21 protein-coding genes are annotated in these 15395 nt (G+C 48.0%); 15 read left to right on the plus strand and 6 right to left on the minus strand.

Translation table 11 applies throughout. The features are described from left to right. Positions 1–78 precede the first annotated feature (78 nt). Together BM202_RS13835 and BM202_RS13840 are read right to left on the minus strand one after the other, a co-directional pair. Positions 79–633: a GNAT family N-acetyltransferase gene (locus tag BM202_RS13835; RefSeq protein WP_093827276.1), complete on the minus strand. Its 555-nt coding sequence runs from the start codon at positions 631–633 to the stop codon at positions 79–81. 64 nt (positions 634–697) lie between these two features. Beyond that, the gene (locus BM202_RS13840; protein WP_093826970.1) at positions 698–1297 is read right to left on the minus strand and encodes a LutC/YkgG family protein; all 600 of its coding nucleotides are present in this window, start codon (positions 1295–1297) and stop codon (positions 698–700) included. A 244-nt stretch (positions 1298–1541) separates the two neighbouring features. Between BM202_RS13840 and BM202_RS13845 the strand changes: the two genes are divergently transcribed. From BM202_RS13845 to BM202_RS13870, 6 genes are all read left to right on the plus strand, one after another. Further along, entirely contained in the window at positions 1542–2003 is a 462-nt protein-coding gene (locus tag BM202_RS13845; protein WP_093826972.1) for an SgcJ/EcaC family oxidoreductase, read from the plus strand. A gap of 51 nt (positions 2004–2054) precedes the next feature. Further along, complete coding sequence (locus BM202_RS37225) at positions 2055–2237, plus strand: hypothetical protein (RefSeq protein WP_093826974.1); 183 nt, start codon at positions 2055–2057, stop codon at positions 2235–2237. 73 nt (positions 2238–2310) lie between these two features. Beyond that, on the plus strand, positions 2311–3795 hold the full coding sequence (locus BM202_RS13855) for a histidine kinase (protein WP_093826976.1): 1485 nt from the start codon (positions 2311–2313) through the stop codon (positions 3793–3795). Between the two features lie 8 nt (positions 3796–3803). Then, positions 3804–4583: a LytR/AlgR family response regulator transcription factor gene (locus tag BM202_RS13860; protein WP_093826978.1), complete on the plus strand. Its 780-nt coding sequence runs from the start codon at positions 3804–3806 to the stop codon at positions 4581–4583. A gap of 12 nt (positions 4584–4595) precedes the next feature. Continuing rightward, positions 4596–4814, plus strand: a complete 219-nt coding sequence (locus BM202_RS13865) for a hypothetical protein (protein ID WP_093826980.1) — start codon at positions 4596–4598, stop codon at positions 4812–4814. A 41-nt stretch (positions 4815–4855) separates the two neighbouring features. Next, positions 4856–5197: a translation initiation factor gene (locus tag BM202_RS13870; protein ID WP_093827278.1), complete on the plus strand. Its 342-nt coding sequence runs from the start codon at positions 4856–4858 to the stop codon at positions 5195–5197. A gap of 53 nt (positions 5198–5250) precedes the next feature. On the opposite strand, the gene BM202_RS13875 is transcribed toward BM202_RS13870, so the two are convergent. Further along, positions 5251–6756, minus strand: coding sequence for a peptide MFS transporter (locus BM202_RS13875; RefSeq protein ID WP_093826982.1), 1506 nt, complete (start codon positions 6754–6756; stop codon positions 5251–5253). A gap of 103 nt (positions 6757–6859) precedes the next feature. Beyond that, complete coding sequence (locus BM202_RS13880) at positions 6860–7813, minus strand: Kelch repeat-containing protein (protein WP_245776660.1); 954 nt, start codon at positions 7811–7813, stop codon at positions 6860–6862. Between the two features lie 210 nt (positions 7814–8023). On the opposite strand from BM202_RS13880, the gene BM202_RS13885 reads away from it, so the two are divergent. The 4 genes from BM202_RS13885 (at position 8024) to BM202_RS13900 (ending at position 10324) form a co-directional block, all read left to right on the plus strand. Continuing rightward, positions 8024–8689 carry a peptidoglycan DD-metalloendopeptidase family protein gene (locus tag BM202_RS13885; protein ID WP_093826984.1) on the plus strand — a complete coding sequence of 222 codons (666 nt, stop codon included), beginning with the start codon at positions 8024–8026 and terminating at the stop codon, positions 8687–8689. 86 nt (positions 8690–8775) lie between these two features. After that, positions 8776–9276: a GbsR/MarR family transcriptional regulator gene (locus BM202_RS13890; RefSeq protein WP_093826986.1), complete on the plus strand. Its 501-nt coding sequence runs from the start codon at positions 8776–8778 to the stop codon at positions 9274–9276. Between the two features lie 55 nt (positions 9277–9331). Continuing rightward, on the plus strand, positions 9332–10099 hold the full coding sequence (locus BM202_RS13895; protein WP_093826988.1) for a hypothetical protein: 768 nt from the start codon (positions 9332–9334) through the stop codon (positions 10097–10099). Between the two features lie 90 nt (positions 10100–10189). Continuing rightward, positions 10190–10324 (plus strand): DUF1731 domain-containing protein, encoded by a 135-nt coding sequence (locus tag BM202_RS13900; RefSeq protein ID WP_093826990.1) that lies wholly within the window; start codon positions 10190–10192, stop codon positions 10322–10324. Here the strand turns inward: BM202_RS13900 and BM202_RS13905 are convergent, their stop codons facing one another. Further along, on the minus strand, positions 10325–11119 hold the full coding sequence (locus tag BM202_RS13905) for an alpha/beta fold hydrolase (protein WP_093826992.1): 795 nt from the start codon (positions 11117–11119) through the stop codon (positions 10325–10327). It abuts the gene before it with no gap. 100 nt (positions 11120–11219) lie between these two features. On the opposite strand from BM202_RS13905, the gene BM202_RS13910 reads away from it, so the two are divergent. The 4 genes from BM202_RS13910 (at position 11220) to BM202_RS13925 (ending at position 13077) form a co-directional block, all read left to right on the plus strand. Beyond that, positions 11220–11495, plus strand: coding sequence for a hypothetical protein (locus tag BM202_RS13910; protein ID WP_093826994.1), 276 nt, complete (start codon positions 11220–11222; stop codon positions 11493–11495). Between the two features lie 64 nt (positions 11496–11559). Next, on the plus strand, positions 11560–11829 hold the full coding sequence (locus BM202_RS13915) for a hypothetical protein (protein WP_093826996.1): 270 nt from the start codon (positions 11560–11562) through the stop codon (positions 11827–11829). Positions 11830–11902: 73 nt separating this feature from the next. Further along, positions 11903–12292, plus strand: a complete 390-nt coding sequence (locus BM202_RS13920; RefSeq protein WP_093826998.1) for a DoxX family protein — start codon at positions 11903–11905, stop codon at positions 12290–12292. Positions 12293–12381: 89 nt separating this feature from the next. After that, complete coding sequence (locus BM202_RS13925; protein ID WP_245776661.1) at positions 12382–13077, plus strand: hypothetical protein; 696 nt, start codon at positions 12382–12384, stop codon at positions 13075–13077. Between the two features lie 63 nt (positions 13078–13140). Here BM202_RS13925 and BM202_RS13930 read toward each other — a convergent pair whose 3' ends face one another. Further along, complete coding sequence (locus BM202_RS13930) at positions 13141–13701, minus strand: hypothetical protein (RefSeq protein ID WP_143100689.1); 561 nt, start codon at positions 13699–13701, stop codon at positions 13141–13143. A 142-nt stretch (positions 13702–13843) separates the two neighbouring features. On the opposite strand from BM202_RS13930, the gene sufB reads away from it, so the two are divergent. Then, positions 13844–15319, plus strand: coding sequence for a Fe-S cluster assembly protein SufB (gene sufB, locus BM202_RS13935; protein ID WP_093827003.1), 1476 nt, complete (start codon positions 13844–13846; stop codon positions 15317–15319). Positions 15320–15395: the final 76 nt, after the last annotated feature.

Consider the following 15395-nt stretch of genomic DNA (forward strand, 5'->3'; position numbering starts at 1 on the left):
AGATTTAGGCAAAATAACCACAAAATTAGAGCATAGTCAATGTAGATACGGGCAACAGGCCGACAAATAGCCTGGTTGTCAATATCGACTGACTGTCAATTTCAATTCCCGATGATCAGCGCGGAGCATCGCAAAAATGTATTCGTCCAGGTACTGGTTGTTTTTGACCGCAGCCTTTCGCAGGACGGCTTCGCGCTGATAACCAGCCGCTTCGAGCACCCGCATCGAGCCTATATTGCCTTCCAGTACGCAGGCAAAAATGCGATTAACCTGAAAATTCTGGAAGATATAATCGGTCATAAGGGGCAGCGCTTCGGTCATAATTCCCCGCCCCCAATAATTTTCGCTCAGCCAGTAGCCGATTTCGGCATTATAGCGGTAAATATCGTCCTTAACGGTAAAGCCAATATTCCCCACCGCCTGATTATCAATCTCAACAGCCAGGTTATTCGGTTGCTGGTATGATTTGTTTGAGCGCACCCAGGCGTGCGCATCGCGGGGCGTGTAGGGATACGGGAAAAAGTCACGGACGTTGTTCCAGATAAGTTTATTGCTGGCATGGCGTACCAATGATTCCTCGTCCCCCTCACGCCAGGGACGTAATTGGCCAATAGAAAGAGGAAAAGTAATCAACGTAGTAGTCAAGGGATGCAGAGAGTTAATTACGTCACTAACAACGTAAATAGCCAATCAAATGTTAATCCACCGAATCAGATATTAACACAACTGTCAGGCTGCGGGCACCGTGGGCACCGATGACCAACGATTGTTCAATATCGGCCGTTTTTGACGGACCCGCAATAAATACGCCGTAGGTAAGCGATTTTCGGTCAATGCGCTGGTAGGCTACGTGCATATTCGGCACAAGATCACTACGGTTGATAACCAACACCAAATGCTGCGTAATAAATGGCAATGAGCGATTCATCATGTTGGGCTCAGGCAACCAGATAGCCGCATTTTCGGCAACTCCAAATTCACCTTTCAGGATAGCCAGGTCAATCTGTTCCAGTACGTCTTTTCCCGTTTCCGGACCTATGGGTGTGAGACTCAGCCGTGATAAGGGCCTGGAGGATGCTATACGTTGTGCATCGGGGAAGGCCAATTGAAGCTGTTCTTCCAGTAAATCCCCAGCCTTTAACTCCATCAATTTGCCACCAACAAAAGCCAGGGCATCCCGAAAACGGGCGAATGAATCGTCGGTTTCGTTTACGAATGTTGGCACATCGGGCAATGGCACCAGATCAGGTTTGTTCTGTCGAATGCGGGCAAGAAGCGTCTCGCGGGTACTGGCCATAAAAACAACGTAGCGTTTAGTCTGCCAATACTACGAAATAACTTCATCTCTCCCTCACCCGATTTCACTCCACACGTAGCGGGATTCGTCGGAAAATGAACGTCACGGGCGATTTATGACACTAGTTTTAACCCATCCAATCCAGCAACCGAACCGTCGATACGTCATAAAAGCGATTTACCCCGATTTGACCAAAAAAGTAAAAGTTAATGAATTGTGAATCAGCGCCCCTAAAGACACGCCTATGAAAACAGACGTAATACTCGATCAGGACGAAGTGGCCATTCAGCAAATTTTTTCTCAGTTGGCAACAGCCTGGAACACGGGTGATGCAGTGGCATTTGGGCAGTGTTTAACCAAAGATTGCGACTACGTTACATTTACTGGACAGCATATAAAGGGGCGGCAGGAGAACCAGCAAATACACCATGATCTGTTCAATTCCTGGGCGCTGAAAGGCTCAATCCTGCACGCCGGTTCAGAGCCGCCCACAATCGCTTTTCTGAGCGATGCAATTGCGCTCATTCATTCAACCGGCACCATCCAACTACGTTTCCAGAAAAAACCACCAATTGACCGGCTATCCATCCAGACGACGGTCCTAATCAAAACGGGCGACGGCTGGAAAGTACGGGCGTTTCACAACTGTCGCGTTCAGAAACCGGGCTTATTTCAGCGTCTTCTCATGGCATTCAAAAGCAAGTAATTATCTACTAATCAGTCAAACTCATTGAAAACTCTCGTTTTTTTTACCGTTATGTCCCTCTCAGCCAGTAGAGCAATTTGGACGCAGTCAGAGCAATTTGGCGATGGTCGTGCGATGGCTTGCGCAGTCCTGAAACAGGCCGTCGAAAAATTTGCTACGTTTACATCAGGTAGCGATTTTCCGCCCCTGTGGGGCCAAAAAGATAGTAAACCCATATTGGCTACGTGTAACTAATAGTCGACAGCCATCAGTCGGTAACTCCTATTGACTGACCATTACCGACTTACGACTATTGACTAAAAAAACCATGACTCGCGAGCAACTTATCGGCACTATCGGCAAAAACGGCCGTCGCGTTAAAATGCAGGCATCAGACCTGTCGGGTTTCGACTTCAGCGGCCTCGACCTCACGCAGGCTGACCTGAGTTTTTCAAACCTCGAAGGCGCCAACTTTCGGGGGACTATCCTGCGGCAGGCTAACCTAAGTTTTTCAAATCTTGACGGAGCCGATTTTAGAGACGCCAATCTGTTCGAAGCAAACCTGAATTTTTCGGCGCTGGAAGGGGTCGACTTAACGGGTGCCAATGTAGAAGGTGCTACGTTCAATTTTGCTGGACGAACCAAATACCGACCTGACACGCCAACCCGACCTGAGCCGATCACCCTAACAACCATCCTGCAAAAACCCGGTTGGGGAACGCTCATTGGGTCTTTATTGGGCGCCCTGCTGATTTATGGCTGCAATGCCATCATCTATTTTACGCACCTGATCTGGGTTGCGAAAGACAAAGATCCGCTTCTGGCCGGTTTGTATCGGTTCCTGATTGTGCAGAATATGACGGATGGAGCCGTCGTCTTTTTATTGACATGGGCCTTATCCGGTTGGCTGGTTCGTCAGTTTCAGTCCGGCTGGCAACGGCATGCGGTCATCACTTTTGCCGTTATGATCAGCTATTTTATCATCAATCAGGGCCTTTACGTAGCGCTAGGCAAAGAGTATATTGAGGCATTGGCCAAGCGGCCGGAAGGTATCGCCGATACGGCCCCCTGGTATTTTTATGTGTTCGGTGACCTGCTGATTGCCAACATATTTTTGTATGTCCTACTACAGGGCCGTCAGCTAACCCGAAAGCTCTCTGAGCAGGAATTTCAGTTGCTCAATATGGAGAAGCTCAAAACACGCGCTGAACTGGATGCATTGCAGGCCAAAATCAATCCGCACTTTTTATACAATGCCTTGAATAGCATTGCCAGTCTGGTACATGAAGATCCCGATAAAGCCGAAGAAATGACGCTCCTGCTGTCGAAACTCTTTCGCTATTCAACTGGGCGTGAAGGTGAATTATTTGCCTCGCTGGCCGACGAACTGGAGATGGTTAAAACCTATTTACAGGTAGAGCAGGTTCGTTTTGGCAACCGGCTTGTGTTTAGTGTCGAGGTGTCTGATCCAGCGCTCAACGAACTACGACTTCCTCAGTTTCTGCTTCAGCCCGTCGTCGAAAATGCGATCAAACACGGCATTGCCAAACGAGCCGACGCAGGACGTATCGATATCCGGATTTATGAGAAAAACGGCGAACTGAACCTCTGTGTCCATGATAATGGCCCGGCTTTCCCCGATGATATGAACGGCGGTTATGGCCTTCGCAGCGTTCAGGACAAACTTAAATTGCTGTATGGCGAAGATGCCCGCGTTGAACTTCAGAACTGGCCGCTCAAACAGATTCTATTGTCTATTCTTATGACGAAAGTCAGGAGTACGCCCTCCACGATAACACCCGACGCTAATTAAAACGCCTTATGCCACTCCCTTTAAGAACCATCCTTATCGACGATGAATCATTGGCCGTCAGCCGATTACGTCGATTACTAAATAAACACAGCGATACGTTTGAAATCATAGGCGATGCCTCGAATGGAGCCGAAGGTTTAACCCTAATTGAAGCCGAACGACCCGACGTAATTTTTTTAGACATTGAAATGCCCTTGCTTAATGGCTTCGAAATGTTATCGAAAGTGACATTTATGCCGATGGTCGTCTTTGCCACCGCCTTCGATCAATATGCCATTCGGGCCTTTGAAGAGAATTCCGTCGATTACTTACTAAAACCAATTGAATCGGATCGACTGGCCCGAACCGCGCAGAAAATCAGGACATTGGCTGAACGTACGGACGCGGCTCCAGCTACAAATCCGATGACGGACAACGTAATGCGGCTACTGGCTCAGATGCAGCCGAAGAAAGAAATCTATTCCATTTCGGTCAAAACGGGCGAGAAAATCAAGTTGATTCCCCTCACCGACATTGCCTATTTTGAAGCCGAAGACAAGTACGTCTTTCTGTCCACAATGGACGGGCAAAAATTTTTAACGACCTATACGTTAACAACGCTCGACGAGAAGTTACCCGATATGTTCGTGCGGGTCAGCCGGTCGGCCATCGTGAACCGGCATAGAATTGCGGAAGTCCATCGGCATTTCGACGGTAAGTTTCTTCTGGCGATGAGTGATAAAAAAGGAACGAAACTCACCACGGGCAGTACGTATGGCGAAGCCGTCCGGCAATTAATGGAACTTTAGCTAACCAATCTGATGAAAGCCGCTACCGAACGTAAAATCATTCGCTGGTTTCATATACTGGCCAGCATTCCAATTCTTGGCTACATTTATGGACCAGTCGCGTCGCTCCCCGTACCGGCTTTTGCGGTGAAATTTGTTATCCTTCCAGCCGTGATTTTATCGGGATTCTGGCTATGGCTAGGCCATCGGGTCAAGAAATGGTGGCGCGCCACAGGAATGCGTACTCAATGATTGACGGAAAGACGTTATTTTTGCTCTATATACCGTTCGTGATGAGCAAGAAAAATCGCAATGCCGCTGGTGTCGTGTATTCTACCGACCCGAATTTCCGATACGAATCCAACGAAATGCCCGAAGCTGAAACGCTGCCCCCAGCCCAACAAAATCTCAAAATATGGCTGGTCAAGATGGGCGGCAACAAAGTAGTGACGACCGTACGCGACTTCATCGGCACCAGCGAGGATCTGGCTGAACTGGGTAAACAACTAAAAGCCGCCTGTGGGGCAGGCGGCTCAAGTAAAGACCACGAAATCCTAATTCAGGGCGACCACCGCGATAAGGTGCTGACGTGGCTTACTGGTAATGGATATAAGGCAAAAAAAGCGGGCGGCTAAAGAAAGATGTAGGATACATTATAGCTGATGTAGTTTCAGTACTCTACAGCTAATCAATCGATTCCCCCCATCCATTTCTTCAATGGCTTTGTAAAGAGAAGCAGTACAAAGCCCGCTACCAGCGCAAACACAGCTACACTCTGAAACATACTTGGCATTTGCTGAACATTTTTCTCGTCAAAGCCGCCAGCAAACAAGCCCGCAATCAGGTTGCCCAGCGACGAACCTACAAACCAAAGACCCATCAACTGGCTGCTATACCGTTTGGGCGACAGCTTGGAAAATGCACTCAGTCCTACCGGGCTCAGGAACAGTTCGGCAACGGTAAAAAACAGGTACGTAAATGTTAAAAACAGGGGTGACGTACGTACGCCAGTCAGCGCTACGTGAGCTGCAAATACCATCACTACGTAGGCTACCCCCAACAACAGTAGCGAAACAGCAAACTTGGCCGGTACTGGAAAACTGATCTTTCGGTTGGCCAGAAAAATCCATAATGAGGCCATTACCGGCGAAAAAATCAGGATAAACGCAGGATTGAGATTCTGGAACCAACTTGATGGAATCTGCCAGCCAAAAAATACCAGATCCGTGTAGCGATCCGCAAAAATTTGCAGCGAGGAGCCTTGCTGCTCATTACCCGCCCAATACAGCGCTGATGCCACAAAGAATATAAATAAAACGACTACCCGCTTTTTCTCTGTGCTATCCAGCCCGCCCGCAACCAGAATATACGTAAAATAACTGACTGCTATGAGCGAAATGATAGTGCCCATCGCTCTGGCCAGGCCCTGTGCAGTAGTCAGGTCCAATACGCCCGTCAGTTGCAAAATCGCCATTAGTGCCACTATAAATACCAGAAATACCAGCAATGAGCGATTTCCGCTTGACGTCTGTTTTTCAGTGGCTTGTGCCTGCGCTACGTACTGACCACGATCGCCCAGGTAACGCTGTCCGAGTGTACGGTATGTAATAAGGCCAAGCCCCATCGCTACCGCAGCCGCTCCGAAACCATAGTGCCAGCCCACTTTCTGACCCAGATAGCCTACCACCGAAATTCCGAGTAATGAACCGGTGTTGATTCCCATATAAAAGATCGAAAAAGCCGCGTCTTTACGAGCCCCACCTTCGGGATACAGTTCGCCAACGATTGTACTGATATTTGGTTTGAGCAAACCTGTCCCGAGGGCCACAACACATAACCCACTGTAAAATAAGCCCGGTCCCGACGGAAAGGCCAATATGATATGACCGAGCATAATCACTAAGCCACCATACCAGATGGACTTACGTTGCCCTAGCAGATTATCGGCAATCCAGCCACCGGGTAACGAGAGAAGATAAACGGACGCCGTGTAAATGCCGTAGATAGCCGCTCCGTCAGCTTCGTTAAGGCCCATTCCACCCCGAACATTGTCAATCAGGAACAGCAGCAGGATAGCCCGCATGCCGTAGTAGCTGAACCGCTCCCACATTTCGGTGAAAAACAGAACGAAAAGGCCTACTGGATGGCCTAGCAGTGTTTTTTGTGGGATAGGCTCAGGAATGGTAGCTTCCATATAGTTGGGTTAACAAGTCAGTTTGCCGAAGAAAGTATAGCTTATGTAACGAAAAATAGTCGTAAATATACCCTCAATGTCTGAAATCGGCAAGGCTTGCCCGTTACAGGTCAGGATCAAAGTCCCACAAGTCATCATAAGCGGTTTTATCGCTTAAACCAGTCGTTACGTACCCTTTTGAGCTAATGGCAAACCCAACGGCCTTCGTCCGGACAGCCCCTTCAAAAGGAGTTTTTGTCATCCAGGAATCATTGGTCGGATCATAGACCCAAACCGTAGTATCACAGGAACCTGTCATTATATAGCCTATTCCCTTAATGGCAAAACCTACGCCATAGGCTCGGGGGGCGGCTGTAGCTGGAAGGCTGTGACGTTCGAGCCACGAATCTTTCATGGAATCATACGCCCAAAAATCATTTTGACTGATGGCATCTGACATACCAGTTCCCAGGTAGGCAAGGTTGTTGATGACAAACGTAGTCGCTCCGGTACGTGCGCTACCACCAAAATCAGCCTTGCGTGCCCAGGTGTCGGCAGCGGGGTTATATGCCCAGAAGTCGCGCTGATCGTTGCCATCAGAACCGGTACCTACGAAACCCATCCCGCTCATCGTAAACGCAACCGCCGAACGCCGGGCTGAACCACCAAAATCGGCAACGCGTTTCCAAGCGTTTGCGTTTGGGTCATATTCATATACATCACGAAGCAGACTGCTCTTCCCATTGATACCCAGGCCGACATACCCTTTTGACCCAACCGAAAAACCAACGGCTTCACTACGTGCTTCGCCCGGAAAACTGGTTTTCTGCGTCCAAGCATTCTGTGCAGGATCGTATGTCCAGAAATCCCGAAGCGGTTGGTTTCTGCTGTCGACCCCCGTTCCGATAAAGGCGAGATTGCCAATCGTGAACGTAACCGCCGAACTGCGGGCGGTTCCTTCAAATTCAGATTTGATAGTCCAGTCACCAAGTGGGCTATAGGGCACTATCTTATCTCCGCAGGCTTGTAGTAGAAAGAAACTACAGTACAGGCAGAAAACGATATAAATGTATTTCATAAGGTTATTACGTTTAACTCATATGCTGAATGACTTGTCGTAGTAGTACTTTCGCTCAGAGCCGTGCCACGGTTCCTAAGTGCGTTCAACACAACTGTGGCACGGCTCTGAGCGAAAGTACTACGTGGTCCAGGCTTAACTTTTTTAGGCAAAGTTTCTTATGTTCGTCCACACCTCGTTTTTAGTCTATACTACTACCTGAATTCAATCATGCTGCTTCCCTTCGATTTCCGGAAAGACCCCTACCTGATTCTCGATTTCTCCGCGACTAACCCTGATCTTGCCACGTTTGATCTAACCGATACGGCTACGTTTACTGACTATGTCTTTGGCAAATTGCGGGCATCTGGCGCGAAGGTCGGCGTGGGCGGTTACAACGAGCATCGGGTCATCTACCGACGTAGTGAACACTTTACTACGTCCCAGGAAGAGCGCCCGTACGACGGACCGCGCGAGATTCACCTTGGCATCGACTTTTGGGTTGAAGCAGGAACGCCGGTTTTTGCTCCATTGGATGGCATCGTTCATAGCTTTCAGGATAATGCCCATTTCGGAGACTATGGCCCGACAATTATTTTGGAACACCCAAGTAGCGCGGCTTTCCAACCGCGCTACTCGCTCTATGGCCATTTGACCCGTCAGTCATTGGAAGGGTTGTATGAGGGCCAACCGTTTAATGCGGGTGATAAACTGGGGGAAGTTGGCCCCTACCCCGAAAACGGCGACTGGCCTCCGCATCTCCATTTCCAGCTTATGACCGACATGCTTGGTCTAAAAGGTGATTTCCCCGGCGTTTGCTCGCTCACTAATCGGGCTAAATATTTGGAGATTTGTCCCAACCCTAATACACTATTGGATATTCCGGGATTGAGTTAAGGACAAATAACTTGACCAGATATCAAGCCAAAATCATTTCTTTTAAAATATTTTGAAATTACAAAAACAATTCATTACATTTGGGCATGACATTCGAAGAAGCCAAAGACAAATTCATTCATACCTGGGGGACACTGGCCACCCAGTGGGGTATCAATCGCTCGATGGCGCAACTTCATGCATTGCTGTTGATTGCGCCTGAAGCTCTGGCAACCGAAGACGTAATGGAACAATTGCAGATTTCGCGGGGGAACGCCAGCATGAACTTACGCGATCTGATGGATTGGGGGTTGATTTATAAACAGCTTAAACCAGGCGAACGTCGCGAGTTTTTCATCGCAGAGAAAGACATCTGGAAAGTAGCCCGGCAAGTGGCTAAAGAACGTCGTCGCCGGGAAATTACGCCTGTTATTGAGGTCTTAAATGAACTGAAATCGATTGACGCCGACACACCAGAAGCACACGAATTCCAGCGTGTTATGGTCGGTTTGAGCGGTGTTGTTGGTTTTGCAGATAATACGCTCAATGCCGTTATTAAAGCGGAGGAAAATTGGTTGATGGGTCAGTTTCTAAAGGTTTTTCGCTGATATTTTTTTGCTAATTAATTTCATTTATTTCTGAAAGTTTAGAATATATAAACTTATGAAAAAACTGATCATTTATGACGAAAGTTGCCCAATGTGTAAACTCTATACAAAAGGCATGGTGGCCGCCGATACCACCGGTTGCTTAGCTCGAATTGGCAGCGGTCAACTTACTCAGGACACAATATCCCGGATAGATCCTCAACGAGCCCGACACGAAATACCGCTGGTTGATCTTGACGGTGGTGAAACATTATATGGCGTGGACACCTGGATCTATGCCTTTGGGCAACGGAACAAACAGATCGAGAATTTATTGTCAATGCGGTGGTTTAAGACTGTTCTGCAGAAACTGTACGCGTTTATTTCCTACAACCGACGTATTATCATAACATCGGCGCCGGGTCGCTGGCAACTATTCGACCTTCAGCCAGAGTTTCGGCTAAGCTACCGTCTTGCTTTTATTCTGGTCGTTTTCGGGATTCTCACCGGCCTCTTCGTAACTGTCAATTTTCCGGTGTGGGCACCGGCAGTTATGATTCTAATCGTTGGTCAACTGATCGTCACCAGCCTGTCTCTTTTTAGTCTGCACGACGACAATTTTCTACCAACACTGCTGGATTATACGGGTCATCTAGGCATGAGTCTGTTGGTAGGCAGCCTAATTAGCGCTGTCGGTTTAACTGCTGGCTGGGCAGCACTCGTCCTAATCGGCAATGCATTAATTATTGGCCAGCACTTCATCCGAACGTATCGGCTCGGTCTCAGTCCCTGGCTGAGTGTTTGTTTCACGGTGTTGTTTTTCCTCTTGCTACGTCCATTATGAAACCTCCCAAAATCATTCTTGCTGGTGGCAGCGGCTTCATCGGTCAACTCCTGATTGAGCATTGGAAAAAGGACAGAATGGAGGCTTACTATGGGCGCATTTTTCCTGCGGATTGAAACCGAGCTGGTACTCAAAAGTCGGAACGAAGTACCACGAAAATTGCTGGATGCTGGCTTTACACTTAATTTCTCAAACGCAAAAGACGCCATTGTCGCGTTGACGTAATCACTTAGTCAAAAATTCCACAACCGCCTTCGCAAATTCGGGCGTACGCATAGCCCCACCATGATCGCCTGGGACGATGACCAGTTTAGAACCCGGCACGGCATCAACCAGAGTCTGCGGATCACCGTTGTCTTTGTCCTGATTTCCATTCACGACCAATACCGGAACCTTAACCTTACCCAGTTCCGCACGAGACGTAACGGGCTGGAACTCCTGCAAGCGAGCTAGTACGACCGTATCGGCGCCAGATTTTTTGGCGTAGTCGATGGCGGGTTGCAACTCGGGATGACTACCGGGTTTGGTCAGGGCTTCGTGGAAATTCTTGCGCCGAAACCAGTTGGGGTCTGAGAAATCGACACTGATCCCACCCATTACGGCCCGGTGCACCTGCTTGTCCATTGTTAGTAATTTTGCCGTCAAAATAGCCCCGCGTGAGTAGCCCACTACGTCGTAATTCGTCAGGCCGAGGTGTTTCATGAGCGCTATTACGTCTTTTAGTTCGGCATTATCCCGATAGGCTTCGGCGGTATGCGGTTTGTCAGACTGACCATTTCCACGCAAATCCAGCATAACCACTTTGAAACCAGCGTCGGCCAGCGCCTGCCGAACGGGTGCCCGTTTCCAGCTTTCGCTATTAGAGATGAAGCCATGTAACAGCACAACGGGCTTTCCTTCGCCCAAAACGTCGTAATGAATTTTGGTTCCGTCAAAGGATGTGAACAACGGCTCACGGGAAGTTTGAGCGCGGCTCAGAAACGAAAGCAACAGGCTGATAACAAATAGAAATAGTTTCATGCAATAGGCAAACTACGGGTAAGGCATATGGTAACCAAATAAGTCTAACCTTTCGGCATTCTACCGGGTTATCTTAGGTATAACGATCAACTCAACGAACATGGCAACGCTAGTAAATCACCAAAGCTCTGAGGATAAAGAGCTAATTGCTTCACCTATGGGGCTGATTGACGCCGAAGACTTCAAAAATCAAAGCACTCCTATAGATGCCCTGTTCCCCGAAAACGGGGACGACGACTCCGATGAAGAGTATATCGAGGAAGAAGACCTGAACGATGAACCCGTAGACGATGATGGTGATCCAACCGGCGAACATGATCATCATCAGGACGATAACTACGCGTTAGGTGGTCACGTAACCCGGTCGGGGTCGTAAATAGACTTGTAAGGTTTTTGACACCTTATAGGCCTGAAGGTTAAGCATTTAAAATAACAATAACATGAATTCTAATAACAATAGTGATTATAATCCAGCCGACGACGATAATCAGGGCGTTGCGCAATTATTAGCCCAGGCGGAAGAATCCAACGCGGGTATACCGCAGGCTACCTACATGAATCCAGTTACAGCGCAGGGCCCGGAGCCTGAAAAAGCCGAGGTTAACGATCATGACGATGTACCGTCAGATGGCACAACAAACGGCGTCAATGATGATATGCTGGAGGAGGAAGATGTAGAAGATGGTGATCTAAGTGAGGAAGAGGAATAGCGTATAATCAAAAATGATGAGTACATTTCGGTGAAGCATTGCCTAGCTTGCCTGACACCGCAGCAATAACCTTATGAATACCAATCAGTTAGCCCAACTTATTTTACGCCTTGGTTTAGGAATCAACATGCTCATGCATGGCCTCGTGCGTATACCGAAACTGGGCGAATTTGTAACCAAAACTGGAGCGGGATTTGCCAATACGATTTTGCCATCAATCCTGACAAAATCGTTCCTATATACGCTTCCATTTGTCGAGTTAGCTAGTGGTATCCTGATTTTGCTGGGCGGTCAGCTAGGTAAGTGGGGTTATTTTTTAGGCGGACTAACCATCGGTGCTCTATTATTCGGTACTACGTTAAAAGAAGATTGGGCTGGCGCAAGTACGCAAATGATATATGTTATAGCCTTTTATCTTGCTCTTCGCGGGCTAAATGAATCTGGGCGGGGCCGCTTTCGCTAAGATTTTTGGCTAGTCTTTGCAACCGTTGAAAACCTGGTGGACTCAATATAGGGAAACCAATCAAGTTAATAATGAGATCAACGTTGTTTTTGACTATCCTTTTCACTGGCAGTTTACTCACGTTTTCCGCTTGCCAACAAGAGAGTGTTCCCTCCCAGCCCGGGCTTCCTTATCAATCCTCCTTTCAACGCGACAGTGATGGATGGGTTGCCGGTATTACCGACTATGGCACGGCCCAGGATAGCATTATGGAATTTAGAGCGGCCTATAAGAGATTGCCCGCTCCATTGGATACAACCCGTAAATCCCTGATGCTGGAGAGCATGAATCGCAGTGACGATGCTTTCATGTTTATCAAAAAGAAAGTGACGGGTCTACAGCCCAACAACGATTATTCACTGCTTTTCGAGATCGAACTGGCGTCAAAATATGGCACTAATTCTATAGGTATCGGCGGTTCGCCTGGCGGAAGTGTTTATCTGAAAGCGGGTGCTTCGGCTGTTGAGCCGGTCAAGGAGTTGAAAGACGGGTTTTATTCGCTCAACGTTGATAAGGGCGCTCAAAATAATGATGGTACAGCGGCTATTCTGCTGGGAAACATTGGCGCCGGTGACGACGTAACAGATTATAAACTCATCACACGCACCAACACCGATAAGCCGTTCACAGCCAGGACGAATGCCCAGGGCGAACTGTGGCTGCTTGTTGGGACCGATTCAGGCTTTGAGGGACTTACGACTTTGTATTACAGCAGCATTAAAGTAACAACGAGAAGTATCAATTAACAGCAGGCTGACTGATTTATTCAACGTAGCGAATGCCATTACTAACGTAGTGGCATTCGTTGTTTACCGCTCGGAACATTTACCCAAAGACGTTACGTTGTTTCGGTCGAGTTGCCAGCAATTGCCGTAGACGTCTGCGTACTGAATCCGCAAATGAAATGATGTATCATCAACAACGGACTCTAGTAATTCTGCTACTCGTTCATTGTGAACAGTTGATAACAGGTTCACACTGTCACCAGATTTTAAGACATTACCTTTTTGCATACTTCCGTACAGGTAGCCATAATTAAACTGCTTACCACTGTCTTTTACAACCTTCAGCAAACGCTCTCGCAGTTGTTGCCTAAACAAAGTATTGTGATTGTCGAATAGCTTCCCCTGGTAATACACCTCTACGTTTTTTATAATGGCAGGCCCTACCCCATCATTCGCCAGGTTGAGAGAAAACTCGTCGTCAACATGGCTTTTTGGCGTCTGTAAATATGGCCACACGGATGCCTGCTGTTGCTCGCGGGCAATCTTCGTCTGAAAAATAGAAACAACGAGTGCGGCCAAACTCAGAAATGTAGCTGAAATACCGAGAAGAAGTTCAATGTTGATGCGTCGCCGAGGCTGGGCCATAAGTAAATAGGCTATACGTAATGAGATACCTGAAATAACGGAAACTTTACGATATTTGTCCAACCTGCCCGGAACGTACACCCCCGGCAGATTGTTAAAAATATATTGCAGCGGTGCGAAAACCACGCAATTAACCGAGACTATGAGTAAGGACGCGGACATTTTAGAAAGCATAACCAACGCCGAATATAAATACGGATTCGAGACGCTGATTGAGGCTGATGAGGCCCCTGTGGGCCTTGATGAAAGCACGATTCGTTTTATTTCCGCCAAGAAAAACGAGCCTGACTGGTTACTTGAAAACCGGTTGAAAGCTTTTCGGATGTGGCAGGAAATGACTGAACCCAAATGGCCGAATGTTAAATACCCCAAGATTGACTATCAGGCCATTAAGTATTATTCGGCTCCGAAACAAAAGAAAACTGTCAACTCGCTCGACGAAATTGATCCTGAACTACTCGATACGTTCAAGAGATTAGGCATTTCACTCAACGAGCAGAAGCGATTAGCAGGTGTCGTTGAGCAGGAAGGCGATCGGCCGCGTGTAGCTGTCGATGCCGTAATGGACTCTGTTTCAGTAGCCACCACGTTCAAAAAAGACCTTGCTGAACGCGGTATTATTTTCTGTTCCATTACCGAAGCCGTTCATGATCATCCCGAGCTGGTGAAGAAATACATGGGCTCGGTAGTACCCGCTAGAGACAATTACTTTGCAGCGTTGAATGCCGCCGTCTTCACCGACGGATCGTTCTGCTACATTCCCAAAGGGGTTCGCTGCCCAATGGAATTATCGACCTACTTCCGCATCAACGCGGCTGGTACGGGACAATTTGAACGGACGCTGATCATTGCCGACGAAGGGTCGTATGTGAGTTACCTTGAAGGGTGCACAGCTCCGATGCGGGATGAGAATCAGCTTCACGCGGCTGTGGTTGAGCTAGTTGCCCATGCCGATGCTGAAATCAAATATTCGACAGTACAAAACTGGTATCCGGGCGACAAAGAAGGCAAAGGTGGCATTTATAACTTCGTAACCAAACGCGGTATTTGCGAAGGTGCCAATTCCAAAATTTCGTGGACGCAAGTTGAAACGGGTTCTGCCATTACGTGGAAATACCCTTCAGTAATCCTGAAAGGCGACAATTCCATTGGTGAGTTCTATTCTGTAGCGGTTACGAACAACATGCAGCAGGCTGATACGGGTACAAAAATGATCCATATCGGCAAGAACACCAAGAGCCGGATCGTATCGAAAGGTATTTCGGCGGGTAAAAGTCAGAATTCCTACCGGGGCTTGGTGCAGGTCTTGAAACGTGCCGAAAACGCGCGCAATTACTCGCAGTGCGACTCGTTGCTGTTGGGCGATAAATGCGGAGCACATACATTTCCGTACCTGGAAGTGAACAATCCCACGGCTACGGTTGAGCATGAAGCGACTACGTCGAAAATTGGTGAAGATCAATTGTTCTACTGCAACCAGCGTGGTATCCCAACCGAGCAGGCGGTAGCGCTCATTATAAATGGGTACGCCAAAGAAGTATTGAACCAGCTGCCGATGGAGTTTGCTGTAGAAGCCCAGAAACTTCTGGCCATCAGCCTGGAAGGAAGCGTTGGCTAATTAACTTTTAAGTTTTTGATATATTGAAGCCTCTGCGGAAACGTGGAGGCTTTTTTCTGCACACTAAGACGATGTA

This window comes from Spirosoma endophyticum, assembly GCF_900112365.1.
Classification (GTDB): Bacteria; Bacteroidota; Bacteroidia; order Cytophagales; family Spirosomataceae; genus Spirosoma; species Spirosoma endophyticum.